This window comes from Kribbella sp. NPDC051620, assembly GCF_044453825.1.
Lineage (GTDB): Bacteria > Actinomycetota > Actinomycetes > Propionibacteriales > Kribbellaceae > Kribbella.
This window is the reverse complement of sequence record NZ_JBITDB010000005.1, coordinates 203,926-228,921: the sequence shown is the minus strand read 5'-3', so window position 1 is coordinate 228,921 and position 24,996 is coordinate 203,926. Positions and strand designations below refer to the sequence as shown.

Genomic DNA, 24,996 nt, shown 5'->3' with positions numbered 1-24,996 from the left:
TCTGACAGGTTCTGGCCTTGGGGTCGCGGGGGATCCCTTTGCCACTTAGGGTTTGCTGACAAGGGGAACATCGAGGACCTGGGGGTATTCATGCGCAGAACTCTGTCCATTTCGGTCGGCATCGCGATGCTGGCGCTGATGGCGGGCTGTGGCGATTCCGACGACGCCAAGACGTTGTCCAGCGTCGAACCGACGACCAGTACGTCGTCGACTGATCCGACGACCGCACCGACCTCGGCGCCCACGTCGGCACCGACGCCGACAGTGCCGCCGAAGCCCGCGGGGCCGTTGACGCAGGCGCAGTACCAAGGCGTCCTGCTCGAGCTCGACAAGCGGCTGGACAGCGAGATCAGCGCGCTGGGTCGGGTCAAGACCGAGGACAGCCTGGACACCGCGCTGGAGAACCTGACCCAGGCACTGAACGCCGAGTCACTCAAGCTGGGCGCGGTCAAGCCACCGGCCCGCGCGGTCCCGGCGAACCGCGTACTTCAGTTGCGCTTGAGGAACGCGGCCACCGCGATGCGCAACGGCGACACCAGCGACATCGGCTGCGGCGGCCTCGCCTACGTCTCGCAGGCACTCCAGCGCCAACTCACGGCGACGCTGAACCCGGCGGTGGTCCAGTTGCGGACCATCGGGCTGATCGTCGGCCGGACGCTGCCGGACCTCGGCCCCGAGCCGACCGGCAACCGCCCGTCGAACGGTGATGTCATCGTGCGTACCGGCAACGGCGGGTCGGGCGCGCTGCGGGTCAAGAACGGGACGTCGTCCGATGTGGCGGTCTCGATCGTCACCACCGGCAAGGCGCCCAGCAAGCCGCACATCATGATGTACGTGCAGGCCAAGAAGACCGCGACGGTCCGCCGGATCGGCGGCGGCTACCAGCTGTACATCAAGAGCGGCAAGGACTGGAACCCGCAGCGGCGCCAGTTCCGCTCGGACTGCTCCTTCAAGAAGTTCGACCAGCCGTTCGGCAAGAACCAGGGCTGGGAGGTCCAGCTGCAGGCCTCGGTGCTGGGCAACGCGTCGTCGAGCGAGGTCGATCCGTACTGAAGGTCTCCCACGTCAGCCTCGGCCTCAGCTGAGAGCCTGCAGGCCGAGGACTGACAGCAGGCGGAGTTTCTCGGCGGCTTCGGTGTTGGGGGCGGCTGTGTAGATGACCAGGCGAAGGTCGCTGCCGGGGGCGGTCAGGACGTCGCAGTCGAGCGCCATCTCGCCGAGTTCGGGGTGGTTGATCGTCTTGACGTTGGACTCGTGGAAGCCGACCACGTGGTCGTCCCAGAGGGCGGCGAAGCGGGGGCTGCCGGTGCGGAGTTCATGGATCAGGGCGCGGAGATCGGCATCGTTGGGATAGCGGGCGGTGGCGGCACGGAGATCGGTGACCATGGCCCGGGTGAAGGCGGCGGTCTGCTCCGGGGTTTGCGCCACCCGGCCGAATCCCGCGGTTCCGGGCAACATGAAGTGCCGCCAGATGATGTTGCGTTCGCGACCTCGTAGTACGGACGGGTCGCCGATCAGCGCCGACCAGAGCGGGTTCCAGCTGATCATCGTCCAGGAGGCGGCGCACACGCAGATGGGCGCGCCTTCGAGCTGGCCGATCAGCCGTTGCACTCCGGGCGGGATGTACGTCGAGATCGCACCGGGCCGCGGCGGCGTCTGACCGGCCAGGACGAACAGGTGGTCCCGCTCGGAATCACTCAACCGCAGCGCCCGGGCCAACGCGGTCAGTACCTGGGCCGACGGCGCGGACGACCGGCCCTGCTCGAGTCGGAGGATGTAGTCGACCGACAACCCGGCGAGCTGAGCCAACTCCTCCCGCCGGAGTCCCGGCGCTCGCCGCCGTCCACCCGCGGGCAGGCCCGCCTCCGCCGGAGTCACCCGATCCCGCCAGGCGTGGAGTGTCTTGCCTAGTTCAGCCACCTGACCAGTATGTCCCGCAACAGCCGCTTCAGCCTGGGTACTGCCAATCCCCAGGACAAGGCGTGCACTACCTGCGACACCGCCCGGCGACGAGATTGGAGACATGACCACAACACTCATCACCGGAGCCAACAAGAGCCTCGGCTACGAAACAGCCCGTCAACTGATTGCCCTCGGCCACACGGTGTACGTCGGTGCGCGCGACCCCGAGCGTGGACGCGCGGCGGCCGACGAACTCGGCGGCCGCTTCGTCCAGCTGGACGTGACCGATGACGAATCGGTCCAGAACGCCGTCAAGCAGGTGCAGGAAGAGGCCGGCCACCTCGACGTCCTCGTCAACAACGCCGGCATCCCCGGACCGTTCGTGCCGGCCGACCAGCTGACCGCCGACGACTTCCGGACCGTCTACGAGGTCAACGTCTTCGGCGCCTTCCGGGTCCTGAACGCCTTCCTGCCGTTGCTCAAGGCAAGCGACAACCCCGTCGTGGTCAACGTCAGCAGCGGCCTGGGCTCGATCGGCATGGCCACCGACCCCACGGTCCGCGAGGCCGCCTGGATCCCCACCCCGATCTACAGCTCCTCGAAGGCCGCCCTCAACATGCTCACCGCCCAGTACGCCCACCTGAACCCGGAGATGCGCATCAACGCCGTGGACCCCGGCTACACCGCCACCGACTTCAACGGCCACCGCGGCCACCAGTCCATCCCCGAAGGCGCCGCAAGCATCGTCCGCCTGGCCACCATCGACAAAACCGGCCCCACGGCCACCTACCAACGCAACTCCGGCCTCGTCCCCTGGTGACGGCACCAGCCCTGGCGGCACCGGCGTCGCCCCTGGCGACTTCGATCAGGGGCGCAAGGTCTCCAGCAGAGCCTTCAGGGCTTCGGCGATAGTCGTCGGCTTCGGGTTCGGCTTCGGCGGCGCCGGCGGACCGCTCGGGGTGACAGGCGGCTGTCCCGGCGTTCCCGGCGGCTTGCTGGTCACCGGAGGCCGCGGCGGGAGTTTGGTTGCCGAAGGCATCGAAGGCAAAGACCGCTCGGCGACCCCTGGGGTCGGCTCCACCGGCTCACGCGTACCACCCGTCGGCCCCACATCAGTCGGCCCGGCGGTCGCCCCCGGCTCCTCCGGTGAACCACCGGTAGGCGATCCCACTGTCGGCACAACAGTCGGACCAGCCATCGACGGCTTCGACGCCCGACAGGCATGGTCCGGACCCGGCTGACACGGCTGCTCAGCCGCACCCGGCGAAACCGTCTGCCCCAACGGCACCGACGGCAGCGCCTGCCCCGGCTGCCCCGCCACCAGCGGCCCAGCAACCGGCGCAACAGCCTCCGGCCCACCCCCACCCGGCAACGGAATCAACGGCGCCCCGATCCGAGGCCCACCCAACACACTCACCAAGAACAAAACGGCATAGCAGCCCACCAACACGGCGACCACAACACCAACCCGGCGGGACATCCTCACAAGACCGGCACAGTACCGTTCAAAGACCCGTTTCAAACACCCCTTTGCCGAATCGTTCTCCACCACCGCGAACCAAGCACCATCTGGTACTTCGGCGGCACGCGTTGCGAGGCGGTGGAGGCGGGGGTCTGTCAGCCTGTCTGACATGGGTTCTCTCGTGTTGCTGCATGGGTTGGGTGGTACTGGTCGGGTTTGGGATGGGTGGGCGCAGCCGCGGGTGGCGCCGGATCTGCCGGGGCATGGGAAGGCGGAGAGCCAGTCGCGGTACAGCTTCGAGTCGATGGCTGCCGGAGTCGCCGCGACATTGCCGGTACGGCGTGGGTTGGTTGTCGTCGGGCATTCGCTGGGTGGGGTGGTTGCGCTTGAGCTGGCCAGTGGGCGGTACGGGGTACAGGTTGATCGGGTTGTCGCGCTGGGGGTGAAGGTGAGCTGGTCGGCCGATGAACTCGGACGGGCGGGTGCGCTGGCGCAGAAGCCGGTCGGCTGGTTCGACAGTCGTGACGAGGCGGCTGCGCGGTACCTGAAGGTGTCCGGGCTGCAAGGGCTGGTCGACCCCGCGAGTGATGCCGTCGACCACGGGCTGCGTGAGGTCGACGGGCGGTGGCGGCTCGCGATGGATCCGGGGACGTGGGCGGTCGGGGCGCCGGCGATGGGTGAGTTGATCGCGGCTTGTCAGGCGGAGGTCGTACTGGCCCGCGGTGAGCTGGACCCGATGAACACGGACGCCGAGCTGACCGCGCTAACCGGTCAGGTCGTCACGCTCAAAGGGCTCGGGCACAACGCGCACGTGGAGGATCCGTCAGCACTCGATCACGTTCACGGCCAGGCCGCCACGTGATGTCTCCTTGTACTTGATCTTCATGTCGGCGCCGGTCTCGCGCATCGTCTTGATCACCTTGTCGAGGGAGACGACGTGCACGCCGTCGCCGTGCATCGCCATCCGGGCCGCGTTGATCGCCTTCATCGACGCCATCGCGTTGCGCTCGATACACGGGATCTGAACCAGCCCGCCGACCGGGTCGCAGGTCAGCCCGAGGTTGTGCTCCATCGCGATCTCGGCCGCGTTCTCGACCTGCTCAGGAGTTCCACCCAGTACTTCGCACAGCCCTGCGGCCGCCATCGAGCAGGCCGAGCCGACCTCGCCCTGACAACCGACCTCGGCCCCGGAGATCGACGCGTTCTCCTTGTACAGAACGCCGATCGCCGCGGCCGCGAGCAGGAACCGGACCACCCCGTCTTCCGTTGCCCCCGGCACGAATCGGCGGTAGTAGTGCAGGACGGCGGGAATGATGCCCGCAGCACCATTCGTCGGAGCGGTGACGATCCGGCCGCCGGACGCGTTCTGCTCGTTCACCGCGAGCGCGAACAGGTTGACCCAGTCCATCACCTTCAGCGGATCCACCGAGTACTTGTCGCTGCTCAGCTTGGCGTGCAGCGCGTGAGCCCGGCGGGGCACCTTCAGCCCGCCCGGCAGCGTGCCCTCGGTCTCGCAGCCCTCTTCGACGCAGTCCTGCATCACCTGCCAGATGTGCAGCAGGCCCTCGCGGATCTCGGGCTCGGTCCGCCAGGCCAGCTCGTTGGCGAGCATCACCTCGCTGATCGGCAGCCCCGATTCCTGGCAGCGGACGAGCAGCTCGTTACCGGACAGGAAGGGGTACTTGAGCGGGGTACGGTCCGCGACGATCCGGTCACCGGCCGCGGCGTTCTCGTCGACGACGAAACCGCCGCCGACCGAGTAGTACGTCCGTTCCCGCAAGCAGGAGCCGTCCGCCGCCCGGGCCAGGAAGGTCATCCCGTTCGGGTGGTACGGCAGGGCCTTGCGCCGGTGCATGATCAGCTGGCTGTTCTCGTCGAAGACGATCTCCCGCTGCCCGGCGAGCCGGAGCCGGCCGGCCGCCCGGACCGCGGCGACCCGGCTCTCCACCGAGCGGGTGTCGACCGTCTCCGGGTCCTCACCCTCCAGCCCGAGGATGACTGCCTTGTTGCTGCCGTGCCCGTGGCCGGTGGCGCCGAGGGAGCCGAAGAGCTGCGACTCGACGGCCGTCGTACGGTCGAGCAACCCGTCCGCCGCCAGGCCGAGCGCGAAGGTGCGGGCGGCTCGCATCGGCCCCACGGTGTGGGAGCTCGACGGGCCGATCCCGATACTGAACAGGTCGAACACGCTGATCGCCATGCTGGAGGCCTCCTGGTCGTCATTGACCGATTGGTATGCCTCCCCGCTCTGTCAGGCAGTGTGCCTTCCAGAGGTGCCTCGCCCGCGCGGTGAAGGTGCCTGAGAGATTCTTGGGGAGAGTTGCTCCTACGGCGCCCGGGTCAGGCCCGGGTCTCTCCCGCACGGGTTCATGCGGCTGCTGATTTCACTACTCGCCGCGACGGTACGGCGGACCGGCCGCGCGCGTCAATCCGGCAGCGGGTGAACTCAGGACAACCGGTTGGTGCGCTGCGCCCACAGCTCGAAGAACCAGGTGAACAGCGGCGGGATGCTGGCCGCGAGCGCAGCCAGCGTGACCGGCACGCTCCAGCGCAGCGGCTTGCGGACCGCCAGCACCGTGATCACGTAGGCGATGAAGATCGTGCCGTGCACCGGGCCGAAGATCTTCACACCGATCTCGTTGTCGGACAGCACGTACTTGAACAGCATCCCGATCAGCAGGCCGGTCCAGGAGATCGCCTCGGCGATCGCCACGGCGCGGAACACCGTCGCGTGCTTGGAGCCGGCCGGAGTCTCTACAGCGGTCGTCGTCTCAGTCATCAGACCAGTGACCCTAACAAGCCCTCCAAAAAGCCGGAGGCTGGTAGGGGGTGCCCCCAAGGCCGGCCGGGGGTTCGGGCCGGGTCCGTCCCCGATGTGCATGGGAAGACGTTTGCCGAGGATCGGGGGATGAAGCTCATCACTTGGGGTGCGGTCGCCGGCGTCGTCTTCGCCGGCCTGGCCGCGCTACCGGCAAACGCGGTGCAACCGAAGGCCTTGCAGTGGACGAACTGCGAGGTCAAGCCCACAGAAGATCCCAAGCTCGTCGCGGGCTCCGAATGCGCGACCCTCCAGGTCCCGGTGGACTGGAACCACCCGGACGGACCCACCTTCGGCCTTGCCATCGCCCGTCGTACTGCGAAAGACCCGTCGACCCGAGTCGGCACCCTGGTGTTCGGACCGGGCGGCCCCGGCGACTCCGGCGTCGACCGGATCCGGACCGGCATGAGCCGGTTCAGCGACACCCTGGAGGACAAGTTCGACATCGTCAGCTTCGACCCCCGCGGGATCGCCCGCAGCAACCCGGTCGTCTGCTCGGCCGCATTGCTGGCCAAGCAGCCCTCGCCCCAGATCAGCAGCCGGGCCGAGTTCGATCGGACGATCCGGTACAACCGGGAGCTGGACCAGGACTGCCGCGCGCACACCGGTCCGGTCTACGACCACATCGACACCTTGCAGACGGTTCGCGATGTCGATGCGATCCGCGCGGCGCTGGGCGAGAGGAAGATCAGCTTCCACGGCAGCTCGTACGGGACGTTGCTCGGTGAGCTGTACGCCGAGCGGTACCCGCAGCGGCTGCGCGCGCTGGTGCTGGAGAGTGTCTTCGATCATGGCGACCAGACGACCGGTGAGTTCCTCGACGCCCAGACGGCGACGGCACAGGACTCGTTCACCGAGTTCGTGAACTGGTGCGCCGAGGCGACCACCTGCTCGCTGCACGGGCGCGACATCCATGCGTTGTGGGCGGAACTGGTCGCCAGGGCCGGTCGCGGCGAGTTGCCGGATCCACGGCGGGCGAGTGTGAAGGCAACGCCGTTCACCCTGACGTTCGGGGTGTTCCGGATGCTGTACGACCCGCAGTGGTCCGGGCTGGCCGACCTGCTGAAGCGACTCGAGACGAGCCCGCCTCCGACGGGCGAACAGCCGGTACCGACCGGGCTGGCCCCGAACACGCTCGCACCGTTCTGCCGGGATCTCAGCCTGCCGGTCCGCACGTATGGCGAGTTCTCGGCGCACGTACGGCGGCTTGCGCGGAACAACCCGGATCTGAAGATCCCGCCGACCCTACTTGCGGTGACCAACTGTCTCGGCCTGCCGAAGGCGGTCAATCCCCAGCAGGACCTGAAGATTCACGGCTTGCAGACCCCTGCCCTACTGGCGAACTCGCTGCACGATCCGGCCACCGGGTACAACTGGGCGACCAGTGTCGCGCGCCAGTTCGGCAAGCAGGGGGTGCTGCTGACGTACGCAGGTTGGGGACACGGCAGCTACACCAAGAGTCCTTGCGTCGGGCAAGCAATCGACGGCTACCTGATCTCACTGACCGTTCCGCGGCGAGGCACTGCCTGTCCGGCGGTACCCCCGGAGAACTGAACGATGGGTCAGACGGACACCAGATGTGCTTCCTGGACGCGGGTGAGCGAATCGCTGCGAAGCACCTCGGTGGTCAGCTCGAGCAGTCGAGCGCAAGCACGCTCGAGCGCCTCCGCCTGGGACCTGCAGCGATCGACGAACCAGTACGGATCGTCAGGCTGCTGATCATCGATGTCGTCGATGTCGGCGTACCAGTGATGGTCGCCGGCGCACGCACAGTGCACCACCCGCACTCGCAGGTTCATCACGAAAATCCCCCCGTACCCGGGTGTCCCTGGGATCCCCCCCGGGTTCCCAGCCGGGGCCAGCTCGGCCGGTGCGCAGCCGCGGCCCCCCACTACCGCGCACCAGGCCGAGATTGACCCTCCCCCGCTCGTTACATCGTGCTGGACGGCCCGGCGTTACTACTCGTGACCGAATTATTTTAAGTGATTGCTTGACTACTCCCAGTTGTCGATCCGACCACGTTCTGCGAGAACACCAGCAGCACGAACCAGACCACCGCCACGAACGCCAGCCCGACCGACAACAAGCTCAGCAAGCCGACGACATCGCCCATCCGATCGCCGCCGGACACGGCGATCTGCCGGGGTCCGATGAGCAGACTCACCACCACCGAGACAGCTTCTGTACCCCGCAACCAGCGCGCCCGCCGCTCCAGCGACAGGTCGCCGGCCTTGTCGGCCACGCGCATCAACCCGGTGCAGGTCAAGATGATGACCATCCCGCCGACGACGATCAGCACCGCCAGCCGGAGCTCGCCACCGAACACGGGTCGGTCACCCAGGAGCGGGAGCAGCTCGGGCAGTGAGGCGATGGCGCCGACGGAGGCGAAGCCGGCGGCCAGGCGGAAGGCGTTGTCGAGTCGCCAGTGGCGGCGCAGCCCGAAGTACAGCATCAGCCAGCCGGCCAGGTCGACGACGACATCGAAGTTGTCGTAGCGGAAGTCCAGGAGGACGACGATCAGGCCCCAGCCGATCAGCTTCATGCTCTGACGGTACGCACCGACCAGGTCACTTTGGGAGATGGCTGCGGGTCCAGGTCTCCAGGCCGTCGGTGGTGATGGGGAGGGCTTCGGTGAGGATTTCGAGGCGGTCGGAGTGGACGACCACGTTGTCCTCGATCCGGATGCCGATGCCGCGCAGCTCGGGTGGGATGGTCTCGTCGTTGGGGTGGAAGTAGAGGCCCGGCTCGACGGCCAGCGCCATGCCGACGTCGAGGTCTGCGGCGAAGTACGTCTCCGGGCGGGCCGCGTCGCAGTCATGGACGTCGAGGCCGATGTAGTGGCCGAGGCCGCAGACGACGTACCGGCGGTGCTGCTGCCCGTCCGCCCCGAGCGCCTCGTCGAGCGAGACGTCCAGAACGCCCCAGTCCTGCAGGCCCTCGATCAGCACCCGCATCGCCTCGTACTGGAAGGCCCGGTACGGCGCACCCGGGCGGACCGCTGCCAGCGCGGCGACCTGAGCCTTGTGGACCAGATCATGCACCTGCCGCTGCGCGGGGGTGTACTCGCCCGTCACCGGGAAAGTCCGGGTGACATCGGCCGTGTAGAGCGTCCGCGTCTCCACGCCGGCATCGAGCAGGATGACGTCGCCCTCGCGAACCGCCCCGTCGTTGCGGACCCAGTGCAGCACCGGCCCATGGTTGCCAGCAGCAACGATCGACGCGTAGCCCGGCCCGTTGCCCGCAGTACGCGCTCGTCGGTCGAACGTGCCCTCCAGCCACCGCTCGCCACCACCCCGAACCGCCTCAGGCAGCTCGCTCGCCACATCACCGAACGCCTGCACACTCGCAGCGACGGCCTCGCGCAACTGGTCGAGCTCCCAGTCGTCCTTGATCCGCCGCAACTCGCCGAGCACCTGCCGCAGCTCGGCAGTGCCGCCACCCCCGACGAACGCGTCCAGCAGCGGCTCCACGCCGTACGTCGTCAGCATCGCCGGTACTGCGCCGCGCACGGCCGCAGGCAGCTCCTCAATGGGCCGGCACGGCAGCTGCAAGGCGTCCGACCAGTCCTTCAGCCCTGGTACCGGCCCGATCCACAGCTCCCCGTCGCGGGCGTTCGCGAAGAAGTCCGCCTCACCCGGCCCAGCCGTCTCCCGCAGGTAGAGCGTCGCGTCGCCATCACCGGAGATCACCAGGACCGAGCCCTCGGCCTGGCAACCGGTCAACCAGACGAAGTCGCTGTCCGCCCGGAACCGGTAGTCGGTGTCGTTCGACCGTACCGGCGCTCGCCCGGCGGCCACCGCGATCCGGCGCCCCGGCAGCGCGGCACTCAGCTTCCGCCGGTGCTCAGCAGCCGCCTCCGCCAGCCCGGCCGGCAACACCACCGACCGGTCGACCGGCCCCCAGTCCCGTGCGATCGACGCCCGGAACCCGGCCGCGTCGATCGGCCGGTAGGACTTCCGCTGCTCTTCGGTCCGGTCTTCACTCATCTACTGCTCCCCCTCAGGGCTCGCGATAAACGGCATCCGGCACGTCGGTCACGAACATGTGCCCGGGGGCATGGGTGATCGCAAACGGGGGCCTCGAATCCATCAACGCAGCTTGGGGTGTCACTCCGCAAGCCCAATACACCGGAACATCGCCAGGCTCGGCCTCGACCGCGTCACCGAAGTCGGGTCGAGCAGGGTCCGCGATGCCGAGCGCCTCGGGTGAGCCCACGTGCACAGGAGCCCCGTGGACCCTCGGCATCCGCGCTGTCACCTGTACCGCCGTCGTCACCAGCGCCGCCGGAATCGGCCGCATCGACACCACCAGCGGCCCGCTCAGCCGTCCCGCCGGGCGGCAGTCGCGGTTCGTCCGGTACATCGAGACGTTCCGGCCCTGCTCGAGGTTGCGGACCGGCACGCCGGCATCGAGCAGCGCCTGCTCGAAGCTGAAACTGCAGCCGATCAAGAAACTCACCAGGTCGTCCCGCCACAGGCCGGCGACATCGGCGGGCTCATCGACCAGCTCCCCGTCCCGCCACACCCGGTACTTCGGGAGGTCGGTGCGCAAGTCGGCACCAGGCGCCAGAACCGTGCTGGTCGAGCCCGCGTCGGTGACATCGAGCAAGGGCACCGGCTGTGGGTTGCGCTGCCCGAACAAGAGCATGTCGTAGGCCCAGTCGCGAGGCAGGACGACGAGATTGGCCTGCGTGAACCCCGGCGCGTGTCCCGAGGTCGGCGCGACCAGCCCGGCCCGGTACCGCGCTCTGGCCTCGGTCGGCGTCAGCATCCGGCACCTGCCCGAATCAGGTCAGCCCGACCGGAGAGCCTTGAAGGCGTCCAGCAGGCCCTGCTCGGAGTCGAGGAGGTAGACCTGGAGCTGGTCGGCAGCGAGCTCGTACTTGCGCTCCTGGAGCAACTCGAAGATGCCCCGGTTGCGCGCGATGTACGGCTCGTGCAGCTCCTGCGGAGTCGCGATGACGTGAAAGAGCAGCCGCAGCTCGGCCAGCAGCCGGCCGGTGATGTCGTCGAGGCGACTGCTGTCGGCCAGGCCGATGAGGTGACGGTGGAACTGCATGTTCGCAGTACCGACGGCTGCCCAGCGGTCCGTGAGCGCTGCGGCCTCGGCCCTCTCGACCTCGGCCAGCAACGGCTCGAGCCGCGCGTCGGGAAGCTCCGGCTCCCGATCGGCCAGGCCGCGGACGACATCGACCTCGAGGACGCGGCGGAGGCGGTACAGATCGACCACGTCCTGCTCGTCCAGCTCCGGCACGAACACACCGCGGTGCAACTTGTAGACCAGCAGCCCTTCGTGGGTGAGCAACCGGAAGGCCTCGCGGAGGGTGTTGCGGCTGACGTCGAGGACCTCGGTGAGCTCGATCTCGGACAGCTGGGTGCCGGGCCGCAGCGCGCCCTCGGTGATGCTGCGGCGGAGGATGTCCGCCGCGCGCTCGGCGGAGCTGCTGCGGTCCTGCCGCGCCACGTCCGCGGCGACACCCCGGAGCCAGGCCTGCCGGCCCTCGTCGTCGCCGCGCTGACTGATGGACATCTCTGCATCATCGCTCACTCCCCGGTGCGGTGGGAAATTTAGATCAACAAGAGTCTTGCAGGATTGTTGAACAATCTCTACTCTCAAAGTCACTCAAGGCGTTCAGACACCTACCGACCGTCTGCAGGAGACAAACCCGAAAGCTTTCTGAAGACCCAGGAGCCACCGCCATGTCGAAACCCCCGACCAAGCCCCTCTCCAAGCCGGCCCGGCGCCAGCCCACCCGCGCTACCGCGCATTCGTCCGGCCGCCAGTTGCCGCCCGCGGCCGGCAAGAAGACGCCCGACACCGCGATGAAGGCGAGCACCAAGTCGACGCTGATCGGCGCGATGTTCCTGATGGCCACCTCGGCCATCGGCCCCGGGTTCATCACCCAGACGACCACCTTCACGGTCTCCCTCGGCGCCGCGTTCGCGTTCGCGATCGCGGTCTCGATCCTGGTCGACATCGCACTGCAGCTGAACGTGTGGCGGGTGATCGGGGTCTCCGGCCGGCGGGCCCAGGAGCTCGGCAACCTGGTCGTGCCCGGCCTCGGCTACGTGATGGCCGCGCTGCTGTTCATCGGCGGCCTGGTCTTCAACATCGGCAACGTGTCCGGCACCGGGCTCGGCCTGGACGCGATGCTCGGCCTGGATCCGAAGCTGGGCGGCGCGCTCTCCGCATTGGTTGCCATTGGCATCTTCTTGTCCAAGCGGGCCGGCGTCGCGATGGACCGGGTCGTGCTGGTGCTCGGCGCGCTGATGATCCTGCTCACCACCTACATCGCGATCACGTCCGGTCCTCCGGTCGGTACGGCGCTGAAGAACGTGGTGCTGCCCGACCAGATCCAGTTCCTGTCGATCACCACGCTGATCGGCGGCACGATCGGCGGCTACATCGTGTACGCCGGCGCGCACCGGCTGCTCGACTCCGGGGTGTCCGGCCCGCAGCACATCCGCGACATCAGCCGCGGCTCGATCACCGGCATCCTGATCACCGGCGTGATGCGGATCGTGCTCTTCCTGGCCGTCCTCGGCGTCGTCGCGGGCGGTACGGCGCTGGACCCGAAGAACCCGGCCGCCTCGGCCTTCCAGCACGCGGCGGGGGAGTTCGGACTGCGCGCCTTCGGGGTGGTGCTCTGGGCGGCCGCGATCACCAGCGTGATCGGCGCGTCGTACACGACCGTCACCTTCGTGACGTCGCGGACCAGGACGACCGACAAGACCCGGACCATCCTGGTGGTCGCGTTCATCGCGGTCAGCACGGTGATCTTCCTGTCCGTCGGGACCGCGCCGACGCAGTTGCTGGTCTTCGCCGGCGCCTTCAACGGGTTGCTGCTGCCGGTCGGCATCGGTGTGCTTCTCTGGGTGGCATGGCAGCGCAAGGATCTGCTCCGTGGGTACTCGTACCCACGCTGGCTCCTCGCGCTCGGCGGCGCGGCCTGGTTGCTGACCATCTACCTGGCCGTCCGGTCCGTGAAGCCGGTGTTCGAACTCTTCAGCTAGTCGTTTAGGAGCGGTGGGATGGACCTCAATGCCGATCTGGGCGAGGGCTTCGGCTCGTGGACGATGGGCGACGACAGCGCGTTGCTCGACGTCGTCACCAGCGCCAACGTCGCCTGCGGCTTCCACGCCGGCGATCCGTCGATCATGCGCCGGGTGACCGGCCAGGCGGTCGAGCGGGGCGTCGCGATCGGCGCACACGTCGGGTACGCCGACAAGCCCGGCTTCGGCCGTCGCTTCCTCGACATCGAGCCCGCAGTACTGCGCGACGAGGTCGTCTACCAGATCGGCGCGCTGGACGCGTTCGCCCGGATCGCGGGCGATCGCGTCCGGTACGTCAAACCGCACGGGGCGCTCTACAACACGATCGGTACGCACGAAGAGCAGGCGGCGGCCGTGGTCGGCGCGATCGTCGACTACGACTCGTCGTTGCCGGTGCTCGGCCTGCCCGGGTCGGCCTGGCTCCGGCTCGCCGCCGAGGCCGGGCTGACCGTCGTCCACGAGGCGTTCGCGGATCGCGCCTACACACCTTCCGGCACGTTGGTGTCTCGGCGTGAAGCCGGGTCGGTGCTGCACGACGGCGCGGAGATCGCTTCGCGCTGTACTGCGATGGCGACGGGCGGGGTGATCAAGGACAGTACGGGCGGATCCTTGAGCCTGTCGCCGGCCTCGATCTGCGTACACGGAGACACCCCGGGCGCGGTCGAGATCGCCCAGCAGGTCCGCAAGGCGCTGGAGGGAGCGGGCGTCACGCTGACCCCGTTCACCCGCTGATGCGCATCCTGCCCGCCGGCGACCGCGCCGTACTGGTCGAACTCGAGAGCCTCGACGCAGTTCTCGGGTACTACGCGGCGCTCGCCGATTCACCACCCGCCGGAGTCATCGACATCGTCCCGGCCGCGCGAACTGTACTGGTTACCACCGACGGCGGCGACCTCTCCTCGTTGACCCGGGCGCTCCATGCCGTCCAGTCGGTCGACGGCGTGCAGGTCGGCGGCGACCTCCTCGAGATCCCGGTCACCTACGACGGCGAAGACCTGCCCGACCTGGCCGGCTTCCTCAACTGCTCCATCGACGACGTCATCAAGCGCCACACCGCCGAAGACTGGACGGTCGCCTTCTGCGGCTTCTCCCCCGGCTTCGGCTACCTCACCGGCACCGGCACCTGGGACATCCCCCGCCGCAAATCCCCCCGCACCAAGGTCCCCACCGGCGCCGTAGCCCTGGCCGGCGAGTTCAGCGGCGTCTACCCCCGAGAATCCCCCGGCGGCTGGCAACTGATCGGCCACACCGACCTCGCCATCTTCGACCAGAACCGCACCCCCGCAGCCCTCTTCCACCCCGGCCGCCACATCCGCTTCACCAAGGCGGACAACTGATGTGCAGCCCCGTCCCCTCCTCCCCACGAACGCCCGGCCACGCAGCGGCGGACGCCACGACACGGCGAGGGCCCCTCCCTTCCTCCCCACAAGGGCGGAGCCGCGCAGCGGCGATCGCCCGGGGGTGGCGATGACGGAGCTGATGGTGTTGGAGACGGGGCCGTTGGCGACGATCCAGGATCGGGGGCGAGCAGGGCAGGCCTCGCTAGGGATACCCCGGTCGGGAGCCTGCGACCAGCGGTCGTACGAGTTGGCTAACCGGCTGGTGGGCAACAAGCCGGGCGCTGCGGTGATCGAGGCGACCTTCGGCGGTCTCGCCCTGCGCGCGGAAGCCGAGGTGGTCATCGCGACGACCGGGGCTCCTTGCGCCGGCGCACCTCTCAATGCGCCCACCACCCTGCGGCCGGGCGAAGTCCTGCGCCTCGGCCCGCCCCGGAGCGGGCTGCGCACCTACGTTGCCGTCAGAGGCGGTTTTGCCGTTTCCACAGTCCTCGGATCACGGTCGACCGACCTGCTGTCCGGCCTCGGCCCGCCACCGTTGCGCGCCGGCGACCTCCTGCCCGTCGGCGACGAGTCCGCGCCGATGCCCGGCGTCGACCTCGCGGCGGTAGCCGATCCGGCGGCGGGCGAGGTGGTAGTACGGGTGACTCCTGGTCCCCGGGCGGACTGGTTCACCCCGGACGCGTTGCGAGGCCACACCTACACCGTCAGCAGCAACAGCAACCGAATCGGAGTACGCCTCGAAGGCCCTTCCCTGCAACGGATCCACGAAGGCGAGCTCCCCAGCGAAGGCATGGCCCTCGGCGCCATCCAGATCCCACCGTCGGGCCTCCCCGTCCTCTTCCTGGCCGACCACCCCGTCACCGGCGGCTACCCAGTCATCGCCTACGTAGCCACCGCCGACCTCGACGCCTGCGCCCAGCTCCGCCCCGGTCAGTCCCTCCGCTTCACAGCACAAACCCGGTAGGGAACGGGTCAGTCGGGTCCAGCAAGTACTGCCCCATCCCGGTGATCCATGCCCGCCCAGTGACAGTCGGTACTACGGCAGGCCGGTCGCCGACCGTCGTCTCCTCCAACAGCCGGCCGGTGAAGCGCGTACCGATGAACGACTCATTGACGTAGTCCTGGTTGAGGTCGAGTTCACCGCGAGCGTGGAGTTGCGCCATCCGGGCGCACGTCCCGGTGCCGCACGGCGAGCGGTCGAACCAACCCGGATGGATCGCCATCGCATTCCGCGAGTCAGCACCATCCGTACCAGGCGCAGTGAACTGCACATGCTTGCAGTCGTTGATCGACGGATCCAGCGGATGCACCGGCCGATCGGTCGCGTTGATGGCGTCCATGATGTCCAGCCCGGCCCGCAGGATCCGCTCCTTCTCCGACCGATCGAACGGGATGCCGAGTTGCTCCAGCGGCAGGATCGCGTAGAAGTTTCCGCCGTACGCGAGGTCGTAGGTCACCTCACCGAGCCCATCCACCTTCACCGTCGCATCGAGCGCATGCGAGTACGCCGGTACGTTCTGAATCGTCACGTGCTCGGCCCGGCCGTTGCGCACGGCAACATCAGCCACCACGAGCCCGGCCGGTGTGTCCAGCCGTACCTGGGTCAGCGGCTCGGTCACCTTCACCATGCCCGACTCCACCAGCACCGTCGCGACGCCGATGGTCCCGTGCCCGCACATCGGCAGGCAGCCGGACACCTCGATGTAGAGCACACCCCAGTCCGCGTCCGGCCGGGTCGGCGGTTGCAGGATCGCGCCGCTCATCGCCGAGTGCCCGCGCGGCTCGTTCATCAGGAACAGCCGCAGGTCGTCGTCATGCGCGAGGAAGTACTCGCGACGCTCGGCCATCGTCGCGCCCGGGATGACGCCGACGCCACCGGTGATCACCCGCGTCGGCATCCCCTCGGTGTGCGAGTCGATCGCGCTGAGGGTCCGGATCGATCTCATACCAGCGACTCCACGGCCTTCTTCATGTCCTGCTCCAGCTGGGCGAGATGCTCCGGCACGAGCGGTCCGCGCGGCGGGCGGCAGGGACCGCCGTACCGGCCGACGTAGTCCATCCCGTACTTGATCGCCTGCACGAACTCGACCCGTGAGTCCCACCGGAACGCGGCAACGAGTGGCTCGTACAGGGCTCTTGCCTCGGCCAGCTTTCCTTCCAGCGCGAGGTCGTACAGCCGGACCGACTCGGCCGGGAAGACATTCGGGAACCCGGCGAACCACCCGGTCGCCCCCATCAGCAGCGCTTCCAGCGTGAGGTCGTCCGCGCCGGCAACCACCGTCAGACTCGGCGCCAGCTCGCGGATCTCCAGGATCCTCCTGACGTCGCCGGTGAACTCCTTCACCGCAACGACGTTCTCGATCTGCGCGAGCTCGGCCAGCAGGTCCGGCGTCAGGTCGACCTTCGTGTCGTGCGGGTTGTTGTAGACCATCACCGGCAACCCGGCCTTGGCGACCTCCGTGTAGTGGTGGATCACCTCGCCCCGGTTGGCGCGATACATCGTCGGCGGCAGACACAGCACCCCGTCCGCGCCATCCTCAGCGGCCTTCTCAGCCCATGCCCGCGCCTGATGCGCCCCGGCTCCGTGGACGCCGACGACCACGATTCCGTCGTTGCCGACAGCCTCGATCGCGGTCTTCGCCACCGTGCGGCGCTCGTCATCGGTCAGCGACGAGTACTCCCCGAGCGACCCGTTCGGCCCGACTCCGCGGCACCCGTTCTCCACCAGCCAGCGGCAGTGCTCCGCATACTTCTCATAGTCCGGCCGCAACCCCGCCGGCGCCCCTGCATCCTCTGCATACGGCAACGCGGTAGCAACGATCACACCATCAAGCTTCTCGCTCACAAATCCTCCAGTACGTCGGCAGCAGCCAAATCCATCATCCGCACAGGCACCCCGACAGCCCGCCCGTATCCATCCTTCACGCCGGTGATCCCAGCGACGTTCCGCCCACAAACCCGCCCCTGGCACATCCCCAACCCAGCCCGGGAACTGAGCTTCAAACTCCGCTCCCCGACCACCTCCCGCTCCCCGACAGCTTCTTCGAGGTCTCCCCGCGACACCTCTTCACACCGGCAAACCACCGTCGCGGCCGCACTCCACTCCAGCCACCCCTCCCGCACCGGATAAGCAGCAGCCAACGCCCCCGCCAACCGCCTCCCCCGAGCCACCCGCCGCCCCGCGGCCGCCCGGCCCGCTGTCGCCCTGCCCGTTGTCACACCACCGGTCGTCGCTCCCCCGGTCGTCGCGCCACCGGTCGTCGCGCCACCGGTCGTCGCGCCACCGGTCGTCGCTCGATCGGTCGTCGCTCGATCGGCCGCGGCAAGGCCAGCCAGGTGGCCTTCGGCCGCCGCGAGGATGGCGCCGCCGATTCCGGTCAGTTCGCCTGCCGCGTAGATACCGGGGGTGGTGGTCTGTTGGTCCTGGTCGACCAGTACTGCAGGCCCGCCGTCCGGGCCCCTGCCGAGAGTGCAGCGGGCTGAGACAGCCAGTTCGAGGTTCGGTGTGAAGCCGAAGCCCAGGCAGACCGCGTCCACCTCGATACGCTCTTCTGTACCAGGTACCGGCACCCACCCGGCGTCCAGGCGAGCTGTGGTTACGGCTTCTAGCCGATCGGTGCCGTGGGCGGCTACGACTGTGCGGCCGTGGTGGAAGGGAATCCGGTGGCGCGCAAGGAGAGCCGCGTAGCCGAGGCCTTCGGTGAGCTTGGTGGAGGCGGCCAACGGGTCAGTCAGCCAGCCGCGCAGGACTGTGGAGGGCTTGTTGGCTTCCAGGAGCCCGACGACCTTGGCGCCGACGCCGACCAGCGACTCGGCGACGGGCAGCAGGAAGGGCCCGGTACCGGCGACCAGTACTCGGCTGCCGACGGCGATCCGCTGCCCCTTGGCAAGCGCCTGCGCAGCGCCCGCGCTGTACACCCCAGGCAGCTCCCACCCAGGGAACGGCAGCACCCGGTCATACGCACCCGTAGCCAAAACCACCGCCGAAGCCTCAACAGCCACCACCCGCCTCCCCGCCGAGTCAGCCGCCCCGATCTGCAACCAAAGCCGCGTCCGCCCCCCAACCCCACCAGCACCAACCGAGGCACCGGCGGAGGCGGCATCGGCGGAGGCGGCACCGGCGGAGGCGGCACCGGCGGAGGCGGCACCGGCGGAGGCGGCACCGGCGGAGGCGGCACCGGCGGAGGCGGCACCGGCGGAGGCCGGAGAGGTGGGGCGTTCGAGCGCCCAGACGGTTGTTTCGGTCAGGTGGGTGATCTTTGGGTCAGAGGTGATCCGGTCGCGTAGCCGGGTGAATGCCGACCAGCCGTGTTGGAGTTTCTCCGGGTGGCGGGCTCGGAACTCAGCGGGTAGCTGCCGGTTGAACTGGCCACCGGCGCTCGAAGCGGCATCGACCAGCAGTACCGAACAACCAGCATCAGCCGCGGCAACCGCCGCGCTCATCCCAGCCGGCCCAGCCCCCACCACAACAACAGGCACCTCCCGCACTTCGTTGCCCAGGGCACCTTGTGCTCCACCTGAGCGTCCAGACGCCCCCAAAACACTCACACCAAGCACAAAGTCGCCCTGCCCGCCCGCCAGGGTCGCAGGGGTCGCCGGGGTCGGCGGGGGTGACGGGGTCGGCGGGGTCGGCGGGGTCGGCGGCGTGGGCGGGGGTGACGGGAGGGTTGCGCCGTATTGGGTGTTGATCGCGTCGCCGGGGTGTGCCGTGCGTTGGCAGGCTCGGACGTCGGGTAGGCCGTTGACTACCACCAGGCAGTCGAAGCAGGCGCCGATTCCGCAGAAGACGCCTCGGGCGCGTTCACCGCCGCGGGTGGTGCGCCAGGAGTCTCGGCCGGCTGCCATCAGCGCGGCGGCGACCGTCTGGCCCGGCAGCGCGCTGAGCGGCTGGCCGTCGACCGTGATCGGGAAGGGCTCGCTGGGGTGAGGCTCGGCTGGGTCGCCGTCGGTTGGCCGCAGGTAGGGGCTCATGCGACACCTAGCAGGGCAGGGCGGTCTACGCGGAAGGGCTGGGGGTCGACATGGGGCACGAGGTCTAGGAAGAGTTCCGTGAGGAGGCGACCGGTTGAGGCCGCCAGTCCGATACCGGCGCCTTCGTGTCCGGTGGCGTGCCACAGGCCGTCGACGCGCGGGTCGGCTCCGATCACCGGGAGGTGGTCCGGCGCATAAGGGCGAAACCCGCCGTATGCACGCATCACCGGCACCTCACCCAGGAACGGGAACAACCCCACAGCCTTCCGCGCCAACTCCCGCAACACCCGGACCCGCACCGATTCGTCGAACCCGATCCGCTCCCGGCTCGACCCGATCAGCACCGTCCCGGCCCGCGTCGACTCCACCACCGTCGACGTCTGCAAGTCCGCGTCCCCGCTACCGACAGCCCCGACGTAGTCGGCGTCATAAACCTTGTGCCGTACGCATTCCGGCAACGGCGCGGTCACCAGGATCATCCCCCGCCGAGGCAAGATCTCCACCGGCCCACCCGCCAAGACACTGAACGCCCCGGCCCACGGCCCGCACGCATTCACCACGGCCCCACACGCGAAATCCCCCGCGGACGTCGATACCCCAGACACCCGCCCGCCGGCGGAGCGGAGTACCGACTGAACCGTCACGCCACCGCGCACAACCCCACCACGAGCCCGTACTGCGGCCAGCAACGCCGTCGCCGCAAGCACCGGCTGCAGTTGCGCGTCATCCGGATAATGCACCGCAACGGTCACCGCCGGAGTCAGCAACGGCTCCAACTCAAAGGCCTCCGCAGGCTTGAGCACCCGCGCGTCAACCCCCGCACCCCGTTGCGCAGCAGCGAAATCCTCGAGCGGCCCGGGCTCGCCCGTCGCAACGACCAGCCCGCCCTTCGGCTCCCACTCGACATCCGCAACTCGCTGAGGCAGCCGATCGATCACCGCGAGCCACTCGTTCCGCGACGCGATGGCCAGGTCAAGCTCAGCCCCCGGCCCTTTGTCGGAGACGAGGATGTTGCCCTCGCCCGCGGCCGTCGTACCGGACGCCGGCGCCCCGCGATCCAGCACAAGCACCCGGACACCGGCAGCCGACAGGGCCTCGGCGCAAGCGGCACCGACGATGCCCGCCCCGACCACCACCACGTCGACCCCAGCCATCCGAACCTCCGCCCAACCGTTCACTAAAATGAACGATCCGAGCCTACGTCCGCCACCCACCCCAGGTCAACGACCCCCAGCCCAGCCCGCCAGCACCTCAGCCCGTCACCCCCGTCAGCACCGCTTGCACCTCAGCACAGCCAGCGCCTCAGCACCCTCACCGCCAGCACGTCAGCACGTCAGCGCGGCCAGCACCGCCAGCGCGCCAGCACCGCTAGCGCGCCAGTACCACTAACGCGTCAGCGCGTCAGCACGTCAGCGCGTCAGCACCGCTAGCGCGTCAGGGCGGCCAGCACGTCAGGGCGGTCAGTCCAGATGCAAGCCGTCCAAGCCGACCGGCCGCACGTCCGGCGGGTACTCCAGCAGGAGAACCGACCGCACCAACCCGTCGAGCGCCTCGTACTCATGCGCCCCATGCGCCCGAAACGCCAGATAGTCCCCGGCCCCCAGCTCGAACTGCCGCCCACCAGCCCCGATCCGCAACCGCCCAGCCAGTACGACGTGATGCTCCGTCCCCGGATGCCCAGCCGACCGCTGCACCGCCCCCGCCCGGATCTGCTGGTCGTAGACCTCCAGCAACGACCCCGGATGCTCCAACCGCCGCAGCATCCGCAGATCCACCGCATTCCCGCTCAGCGGCTCGACGTCCACCGAGCGCACATGCACCAGATCGGAGGCCGGCGGCTCGTTCAGCAACGACGACACCGGCACCCCCAGAGCGTTCGACAGACTGAACACCGTCTCGATCGTCGGATTGCCCGCGCCGGACTCCAGCTGCGACAGCGTCCCCTTCGCAATCCCCGACCGCCGCGCCAACTCCGACAACGAGATCCCCTGCTCATCCCGCCGAGCCCGAAGGTTGACCCCCAACACCCGCCCAGCGCCCTGCCCCGACCCTTGACCAACCTTTTGACCCACCACATCCCGGAGCATGCCACACCACCCGGCCCCCGCCCCGCCCCATTTCGGGGGTTAACCCCCCACTTGATGGGTTGCCACCCCTGATTCACGGGTGACAACCCCCCATCTGAGGGGTTAACCCCCGAAATGCGACCCCTCGCAAGACCAGTCCGAGGCGAAGGCGACTGAGGCCAGCGCGGGCCGGCGAGGCCGGCGGCGGCGGGTGAACGAGGGGGGGTCGGCGAGGCCGGGGCGAGTGGGCGAGGCCGGGGGCGGCGGGCTGGGCGAGGCAGGGTGGCGTGCGGTGGGGCGCGTCGGTGAGGCGGGTCGGCGAGCCGGGGCAGAGTAGGCGAGGCCGGAGCGGGTGGGCGAGGCAGGGGCGCGGGGGTGAGGCCGGGGGGCGTGAGGTGGGCGGTGTGAGGTGGCGAGGGTGAGGGTTGGGTGGGGTCAGGGGATGATGCGGTCCCGGCGCAGCGTTTCGAAGATCTGGAAGAACATTGCCTCGGTGTCGACGTACTCGTGGAAGCCGGCCCGTCGAGCCTTCGACCCGTCGGCGAAGAAGTCGTAGTCCCATCCGAACACGAAGTCCGCGAACGGCCACGAGGACACCTCGGCGTACGAGGTCGCTGCGAGGCCGTGCTCAGCCTGGAGTTGCTTCCACAGCGGTTCCTTGTCGGACATTACCGTCGCCAGTGAGAGCTGCAACGGCGGCGCCGCCTCCAGGTCGAACCAGCCCGCCAGCTTCGGCCACAGCTCGTTCCACCGGAACAGGTCGCCGTTCGTGATGTTGAACGCCTGGTTCGCCGCCGTCGGCGAGGTCGCCGCCCAGACGGTTGCCTTGGCCAACAACCCGGCGTCCGTCATCTCAAGCAGCGACGAGTACGCCCCGGGCTTGCCAGGGAAGCGCAACGGTACCCCCAACGCCTTCGAGATCGACGCATAGACAGCGATCCCGACCGCCAGGTTCATCGGGTTGCCCAGCGCCGACCCACCGACGACCGACGGCCGCAACGCCGACCACTGCCACCCCGCCTCAGCCGCTCGTGACTCCAAAAACTGCTGCTGGTCGACGTTGAACTCCGGCGGCAGATGCGGCGGGTCGTCCTCGCGCGCGGGAGTCTTGAACGGCCCGAGGTGAGCGCCGTACACCTTGTACCCCTGCATCAGACTCACGTGCCGCAATCCCCGCGCGACCGGCTCGATCGCGTCGACGACGTTCACCAGCATCGCGAGGTTCGGCGCAACGAGCTCAGCCCAGGTCGGGCGGTCCTGGTAGGCGACGTAGAAGACGTGCGTCACGTCGGTCAGCCCCGACAGCTTCGCGCGAGTGTCATCGGGGTCCAGCAGGTCGACCGCGACATGCCGCACCCGATCGCTGGAGACCCCACCTCGCCGGGACAACCCGATCACCCGCCAGTCCGGCAGCGACTCCAGATGCTCGACCAGGTTGGTACCGATCACTCCGCGCGCACCGACCACCAGCGCGACCTTCGTCTGCTCCATATCCCCAGCCTGTGGCTAACCCTGTGGATAAGTCCAAGGCATAGTTATCACCGATCCCATAAGCTCTGTTCATGGCGACGCTCCGGCAGCTCGAATATCTGGTGGCTGTCGTCGACCTGGGCTCCTTCACCAAGGCCGCCGATCTCCTGCACGTCACCCAGCCCGCGCTCTCGCACCAGATCCGGGCGCTCGAGCGCTCCACCGGCAGCCCGCTGCTCGAGCGCCTCCCCCGCGCGATCCGCCTCACTCCGACCGGCCGCGCGATGCTTCCGCATGCCCGAGCCGCCCTCGCCGACGCCGAGCGGGCCACCTGCGCCGCACGCCAGGCCGCGGGGGTGGAGGTCGGTGAGTTGCAGATCGCGACCCTCTACTCGATCAGCCTCGGCATCCTCCCGATCGCGCTCAAGGCCTGGCGGCGGTCCCACCCGGACGTCGGCATCCGGCTCTTCGAGCACCGGCACACCGACGAGCTGATCGAGGCGATGAGCGCCGGCCAGGCGGACCTCGCGGTCGGCCCGACGCCGAAGGACTGGGCGGGCAGCACCCACGTCCTCGGCAAGGAGGAGCTGGTCGTGGTCGTCGCCAAGGACGATCCGGTCGCGGGCCGGAAGTCGATCCGGTTGAAGGACCTGGCCGACCGCAGCTGGGTCCACTACACGCCCGGCCACGGGCTGGCCGACGTGCTGAATCAGGTCTGCGCGAAGGCCGGTTTCGAGCCCAAGGCGGCCGTCCACACCGAGCAGACCGCTGCTGCCCCGGCCCTGGCGGCTGCGGGTCTCGGTCCGGCGCTGGTCCCGTCCAACATCCTGCCGCCCGGTTTCGACGGCCAGGTACTACGTACCGAGCCACCCACCCGCCGGACGCTCACCGCCTACACCCGCGGCAGCCCGGATCCACTCGCGGCGGCGTTCATCGAAGTACTGAAGGAGACCTGGCTCTAGCTATTCCTGGGGGCGGTTGCCGACGATGGCGGCGATGGGTGGGATGACGGCGGCGACGGCGCTCATCCCGATGGCGGCCGGGATCGAGAACAGCCGGACGACGAACCAGGCGAGCACGATCAGGCCGATGCAGGTTCCCATCAGCCAGAAGTAGACCTTGTGCTTGTCCCGCTTCGCCACCCTCCCAGTCTCCCACCAACCGGCCGAACCTGAAGGTGCGCTGAAGGCCGCGCGGACGTAGTACAGGCGAAACGCCCGTCGATGGCACGATGGGCGGATGGTGGCGAGAGTCCTCGTGGTCGAGGACGCGGAGGCGATCCGGACCGCCGTCGGGATCGCCCTGGAGGAGGCCGGCTGCGAGGTGCTGACCCGGGCCGACGGCGAGACGCTCGAACGCGACCTGGCAGCCTTCCGCCCCGATCTCGTCCTGCTCGATGTGATGCTGCCCGGGCGAGACGGGTTCGCGCTCCTCGAGGTCGTCCGCGAGGTCTCGAATGCCGGGATCGTCCTTCTCACTGCGAGGGACGCCGTCGAGGATCGGCTGCACGGCCTGCGGACCGGCGCCGACGACTACGTGGTCAAACCGTTCGTACTCGCCGAGCTGATCGCCCGCGTCGAGGCGGTACTCCGCCGGATGGGCCGGCTGCGGACAGTACTGGAGATCGGCGACCTGGCGATCGACGTCGAGGCCAGCTCGGTCACCCGCGGCGGCAAGCAGCTCGACCTCACGGCGACCGAGCTGAAGCTGCTGACGTTCCTCGCCGGACGCCGGGACAAGGTGGTCGGCAAGGCGCAGATCCTCGCCGCCGTGTGGGGGTACGACGACTACGCCGCCAACCTGGTCGAGGTCCACGTGAGCGCCCTGCGCCGCAAACTCGGCACGCCGCCGCTGCTGCACACCATCCGCGGCGCCGGCTACATCCTGCGAGCCCCTTCATGATGTCCCTCCGAAGACG

General features: G+C 68.9%; 26 protein-coding genes, 2 pseudogenes and 1 riboswitch. Of the genes and pseudogenes, 10 read left to right on the top strand and 18 right to left on the bottom strand.

The window, feature by feature from the left end; all coding sequences use genetic code 11:
• Positions 1–90 precede the first annotated feature (90 nt).
• Complete coding sequence (locus ACIA12_RS25695) at positions 91–1,053, top strand: hypothetical protein (protein ID WP_396369630.1); 963 nt, start codon at positions 91–93, stop codon at positions 1,051–1,053.
• A gap of 24 nt (positions 1,054–1,077) precedes the next feature.
• On the opposite strand, the gene ACIA12_RS25690 is transcribed toward ACIA12_RS25695, so the two are convergent.
• Entirely contained in the window at positions 1,078–1,920 is an 843-nt protein-coding gene (locus ACIA12_RS25690; protein ID WP_396369629.1) for a helix-turn-helix transcriptional regulator, read from the bottom strand.
• 103 nt (positions 1,921–2,023) lie between these two features.
• Between ACIA12_RS25690 and ACIA12_RS25685 the strand changes: the two genes are divergently transcribed.
• On the top strand, positions 2,024–2,722 hold the full coding sequence (locus ACIA12_RS25685; protein ID WP_396369628.1) for an SDR family NAD(P)-dependent oxidoreductase: 699 nt from the start codon (positions 2,024–2,026) through the stop codon (positions 2,720–2,722).
• 45 nt (positions 2,723–2,767) lie between these two features.
• Here ACIA12_RS25685 and ACIA12_RS25680 read toward each other — a convergent pair whose 3' ends face one another.
• On the bottom strand, positions 2,768–3,319 hold the full coding sequence (locus ACIA12_RS25680) for a hypothetical protein (RefSeq protein WP_396369627.1): 552 nt from the start codon (positions 3,317–3,319) through the stop codon (positions 2,768–2,770).
• A 214-nt stretch (positions 3,320–3,533) separates the two neighbouring features.
• On the opposite strand from ACIA12_RS25680, the gene ACIA12_RS25675 reads away from it, so the two are divergent.
• Positions 3,534–4,226 carry an alpha/beta fold hydrolase gene (locus tag ACIA12_RS25675; RefSeq protein ID WP_396369626.1) on the top strand — a complete coding sequence of 231 codons (693 nt, stop codon included), beginning with the start codon at positions 3,534–3,536 and terminating at the stop codon, positions 4,224–4,226.
• Here the strand turns inward: ACIA12_RS25675 and ACIA12_RS25670 are convergent.
• The gene (locus ACIA12_RS25670; protein ID WP_396369625.1) at positions 4,188–5,561 is read right to left on the bottom strand and encodes an L-serine ammonia-lyase; all 1,374 of its coding nucleotides are present in this window, start codon (positions 5,559–5,561) and stop codon (positions 4,188–4,190) included. The two genes, ACIA12_RS25675 and ACIA12_RS25670, sit on opposite strands and share 39 nt — an antisense overlap.
• A 77-nt stretch (positions 5,562–5,638) precedes the next feature.
• Positions 5,639–5,731, bottom strand: a riboswitch (glycine riboswitch).
• 76 nt (positions 5,732–5,807) lie between these two features.
• Entirely contained in the window at positions 5,808–6,140 is a 333-nt protein-coding gene (locus ACIA12_RS25665; RefSeq protein WP_396369624.1) for a DUF3817 domain-containing protein, read from the bottom strand.
• 129 nt (positions 6,141–6,269) lie between these two features.
• Here ACIA12_RS25665 and ACIA12_RS25660 point away from each other — a divergent pair, with 129 nt between their 5' ends.
• A complete protein-coding gene (locus ACIA12_RS25660; RefSeq protein WP_396369623.1) occupies positions 6,270–7,733 on the top strand; it encodes an alpha/beta fold hydrolase in 1,464 nt (487 codons plus the stop codon).
• An 8-nt stretch (positions 7,734–7,741) separates the two neighbouring features.
• Here the strand turns inward: ACIA12_RS25660 and ACIA12_RS25655 are convergent, their stop codons facing one another.
• The 5 genes from ACIA12_RS25655 to ACIA12_RS25635 form a co-directional block, all read right to left on the bottom strand.
• Entirely contained in the window at positions 7,742–7,978 is a 237-nt protein-coding gene (locus ACIA12_RS25655) for a hypothetical protein (RefSeq protein ID WP_396369622.1), read from the bottom strand.
• A 179-nt stretch (positions 7,979–8,157) separates the two neighbouring features.
• A complete protein-coding gene (locus tag ACIA12_RS25650; protein ID WP_396369621.1) occupies positions 8,158–8,721 on the bottom strand; it encodes a hypothetical protein in 564 nt (187 codons plus the stop codon).
• A 25-nt stretch (positions 8,722–8,746) separates the two neighbouring features.
• Positions 8,747–10,165 (bottom strand): aminopeptidase P family protein, encoded by a 1,419-nt coding sequence (locus tag ACIA12_RS25645; RefSeq protein ID WP_396369620.1) that lies wholly within the window; start codon positions 10,163–10,165, stop codon positions 8,747–8,749.
• Between the two features lie 13 nt (positions 10,166–10,178).
• Entirely contained in the window at positions 10,179–10,949 is a 771-nt protein-coding gene (locus tag ACIA12_RS25640; RefSeq protein WP_396369619.1) for a putative hydro-lyase, read from the bottom strand.
• Positions 10,950–10,970: 21 nt separating this feature from the next.
• Positions 10,971–11,708: a GntR family transcriptional regulator gene (locus ACIA12_RS25635; RefSeq protein WP_396369618.1), complete on the bottom strand. Its 738-nt coding sequence runs from the start codon at positions 11,706–11,708 to the stop codon at positions 10,971–10,973.
• 170 nt (positions 11,709–11,878) lie between these two features.
• Here ACIA12_RS25635 and ACIA12_RS25630 point away from each other — a divergent pair, with 170 nt between their 5' ends.
• The 4 genes from ACIA12_RS25630 (at position 11,879) to ACIA12_RS25615 (ending at position 15,535) form a co-directional block, all read left to right on the top strand.
• On the top strand, positions 11,879–13,192 hold the full coding sequence (locus ACIA12_RS25630; RefSeq protein ID WP_396369617.1) for an NRAMP family divalent metal transporter: 1,314 nt from the start codon (positions 11,879–11,881) through the stop codon (positions 13,190–13,192).
• A gap of 18 nt (positions 13,193–13,210) precedes the next feature.
• Entirely contained in the window at positions 13,211–13,963 is a 753-nt protein-coding gene (locus ACIA12_RS25625; RefSeq protein ID WP_396369616.1) for a LamB/YcsF family protein, read from the top strand.
• The gene (locus tag ACIA12_RS25620) at positions 13,963–14,568 is read left to right on the top strand and encodes an allophanate hydrolase subunit 1 (RefSeq protein WP_396369615.1); all 606 of its coding nucleotides are present in this window, start codon (positions 13,963–13,965) and stop codon (positions 14,566–14,568) included. Before ACIA12_RS25625 ends, ACIA12_RS25620 begins: the two co-directional genes overlap by 1 nt.
• Positions 14,569–14,698: 130 nt before the next feature.
• On the top strand, positions 14,699–15,535 hold the full coding sequence (locus ACIA12_RS25615) for a biotin-dependent carboxyltransferase family protein (RefSeq protein ID WP_396369614.1): 837 nt from the start codon (positions 14,699–14,701) through the stop codon (positions 15,533–15,535).
• Here the strand turns inward: ACIA12_RS25615 and ACIA12_RS25610 are convergent.
• The 8 genes and pseudogenes from ACIA12_RS25610 to ACIA12_RS25575 all read right to left on the bottom strand — a co-directional run bounded on the left by ACIA12_RS25610 (position 15,516) and on the right by ACIA12_RS25575 (position 23,099).
• Positions 15,516–16,517, bottom strand: coding sequence for a proline racemase family protein (locus ACIA12_RS25610; protein ID WP_396369613.1), 1,002 nt, complete (start codon positions 16,515–16,517; stop codon positions 15,516–15,518). The two genes, ACIA12_RS25615 and ACIA12_RS25610, sit on opposite strands and share 20 nt — an antisense overlap.
• A complete protein-coding gene (locus ACIA12_RS25605; protein WP_396369612.1) occupies positions 16,514–17,416 on the bottom strand; it encodes a dihydrodipicolinate synthase family protein in 903 nt (300 codons plus the stop codon). The genes ACIA12_RS25610 and ACIA12_RS25605 overlap by 4 nt, the downstream gene beginning before the upstream one ends.
• Positions 17,413–18,510 (bottom strand): annotated as a pseudogene (locus ACIA12_RS25600) (FAD-dependent oxidoreductase); the annotation flags it as partial. The gene ACIA12_RS25605 and the pseudogene ACIA12_RS25600, both read right to left, overlap by 4 nt.
• Positions 18,511–18,592: 82 nt before the next feature.
• A complete protein-coding gene (locus ACIA12_RS25595) occupies positions 18,593–18,802 on the bottom strand; it encodes a pentapeptide repeat-containing protein (protein WP_396370422.1) in 210 nt (69 codons plus the stop codon).
• Between the two features lie 8 nt (positions 18,803–18,810).
• A pseudogene (locus ACIA12_RS25590) lies at positions 18,811–19,542 on the bottom strand ((2Fe-2S)-binding protein); the annotation flags it as partial.
• A complete protein-coding gene (locus ACIA12_RS25585) occupies positions 19,539–20,696 on the bottom strand; it encodes an NAD(P)/FAD-dependent oxidoreductase (protein WP_396369611.1) in 1,158 nt (385 codons plus the stop codon). The gene ACIA12_RS25585 and the pseudogene ACIA12_RS25590, both read right to left, overlap by 4 nt.
• 306 nt (positions 20,697–21,002) lie before the next feature.
• Positions 21,003–21,569, bottom strand: coding sequence for a helix-turn-helix domain-containing protein (locus tag ACIA12_RS25580; RefSeq protein ID WP_396369610.1), 567 nt, complete (start codon positions 21,567–21,569; stop codon positions 21,003–21,005).
• 474 nt (positions 21,570–22,043) lie between these two features.
• Positions 22,044–23,099 carry an SDR family oxidoreductase gene (locus ACIA12_RS25575; RefSeq protein WP_396369609.1) on the bottom strand — a complete coding sequence of 352 codons (1,056 nt, stop codon included), beginning with the start codon at positions 23,097–23,099 and terminating at the stop codon, positions 22,044–22,046.
• Between the two features lie 71 nt (positions 23,100–23,170).
• On the opposite strand from ACIA12_RS25575, the gene ACIA12_RS25570 reads away from it, so the two are divergent.
• Complete coding sequence (locus tag ACIA12_RS25570) at positions 23,171–24,040, top strand: LysR family transcriptional regulator (RefSeq protein WP_396369608.1); 870 nt, start codon at positions 23,171–23,173, stop codon at positions 24,038–24,040.
• On the opposite strand, the gene ACIA12_RS25565 is transcribed toward ACIA12_RS25570, so the two are convergent.
• Entirely contained in the window at positions 24,041–24,220 is a 180-nt protein-coding gene (locus tag ACIA12_RS25565; RefSeq protein WP_396369607.1) for a hypothetical protein, read from the bottom strand. It abuts the gene before it with no gap.
• A 97-nt stretch (positions 24,221–24,317) separates the two neighbouring features.
• On the opposite strand from ACIA12_RS25565, the gene ACIA12_RS25560 reads away from it, so the two are divergent.
• Positions 24,318–24,980: a response regulator transcription factor gene (locus ACIA12_RS25560; RefSeq protein ID WP_396369606.1), complete on the top strand. Its 663-nt coding sequence runs from the start codon at positions 24,318–24,320 to the stop codon at positions 24,978–24,980.
• Positions 24,981–24,996: the final 16 nt, after the last annotated feature.

Excerpts from the sequence above, each read along its gene's own strand:
- ACIA12_RS25695 (WP_396369630.1), top strand. The coding sequence starts at position 91 with ATGCGCAGAACTCTGTCCATTTCGGTCGGCATCGCGATGCTGGCGCTG.
- ACIA12_RS25685 (WP_396369628.1), top strand. The coding sequence starts at position 2,024 with ATGACCACAACACTCATCACCGGAGCCAACAAGAGCCTCGGCTACGAA.
- ACIA12_RS25675 (WP_396369626.1), top strand. The coding sequence starts at position 3,534 with ATGGGTTCTCTCGTGTTGCTGCATGGGTTGGGTGGTACTGGTCGGGTT.
- ACIA12_RS25670 (WP_396369625.1), bottom strand. The coding sequence starts at position 5,561 with ATGGCGATCAGCGTGTTCGACCTGTTCAGTATCGGGATCGGCCCGTCG.
- ACIA12_RS25665 (WP_396369624.1), bottom strand. The coding sequence starts at position 6,140 with ATGACTGAGACGACGACCGCTGTAGAGACTCCGGCCGGCTCCAAGCAC.
- ACIA12_RS25660 (WP_396369623.1), top strand. The coding sequence starts at position 6,270 with ATGAAGCTCATCACTTGGGGTGCGGTCGCCGGCGTCGTCTTCGCCGGC.
- ACIA12_RS25655 (WP_396369622.1), bottom strand. The coding sequence starts at position 7,978 with ATGAACCTGCGAGTGCGGGTGGTGCACTGTGCGTGCGCCGGCGACCAT.
- ACIA12_RS25650 (WP_396369621.1), bottom strand. The coding sequence starts at position 8,721 with ATGAAGCTGATCGGCTGGGGCCTGATCGTCGTCCTCCTGGACTTCCGC.
- ACIA12_RS25645 (WP_396369620.1), bottom strand. The coding sequence starts at position 10,165 with ATGAGTGAAGACCGGACCGAAGAGCAGCGGAAGTCCTACCGGCCGATC.
- ACIA12_RS25640 (WP_396369619.1), bottom strand. The coding sequence starts at position 10,949 with ATGCTGACGCCGACCGAGGCCAGAGCGCGGTACCGGGCCGGGCTGGTC.
- ACIA12_RS25635 (WP_396369618.1), bottom strand. The coding sequence starts at position 11,708 with ATGTCCATCAGTCAGCGCGGCGACGACGAGGGCCGGCAGGCCTGGCTC.
- ACIA12_RS25630 (WP_396369617.1), top strand. The coding sequence starts at position 11,879 with ATGTCGAAACCCCCGACCAAGCCCCTCTCCAAGCCGGCCCGGCGCCAG.
- ACIA12_RS25625 (WP_396369616.1), top strand. The coding sequence starts at position 13,211 with ATGGACCTCAATGCCGATCTGGGCGAGGGCTTCGGCTCGTGGACGATG.
- ACIA12_RS25620 (WP_396369615.1), top strand. The coding sequence starts at position 13,963 with ATGCGCATCCTGCCCGCCGGCGACCGCGCCGTACTGGTCGAACTCGAG.
- ACIA12_RS25615 (WP_396369614.1), top strand. The coding sequence starts at position 14,699 with ATGACGGAGCTGATGGTGTTGGAGACGGGGCCGTTGGCGACGATCCAG.
- ACIA12_RS25610 (WP_396369613.1), bottom strand. The coding sequence starts at position 16,517 with ATGAGATCGATCCGGACCCTCAGCGCGATCGACTCGCACACCGAGGGG.
- ACIA12_RS25585 (WP_396369611.1), bottom strand. The coding sequence starts at position 20,696 with ATGGCTGGGGTCGACGTGGTGGTGGTCGGGGCGGGCATCGTCGGTGCC.
- ACIA12_RS25575 (WP_396369609.1), bottom strand. The coding sequence starts at position 23,099 with ATGGAGCAGACGAAGGTCGCGCTGGTGGTCGGTGCGCGCGGAGTGATC.
- ACIA12_RS25570 (WP_396369608.1), top strand. The coding sequence starts at position 23,171 with ATGGCGACGCTCCGGCAGCTCGAATATCTGGTGGCTGTCGTCGACCTG.
- ACIA12_RS25560 (WP_396369606.1), top strand. The coding sequence starts at position 24,318 with ATGGTGGCGAGAGTCCTCGTGGTCGAGGACGCGGAGGCGATCCGGACC.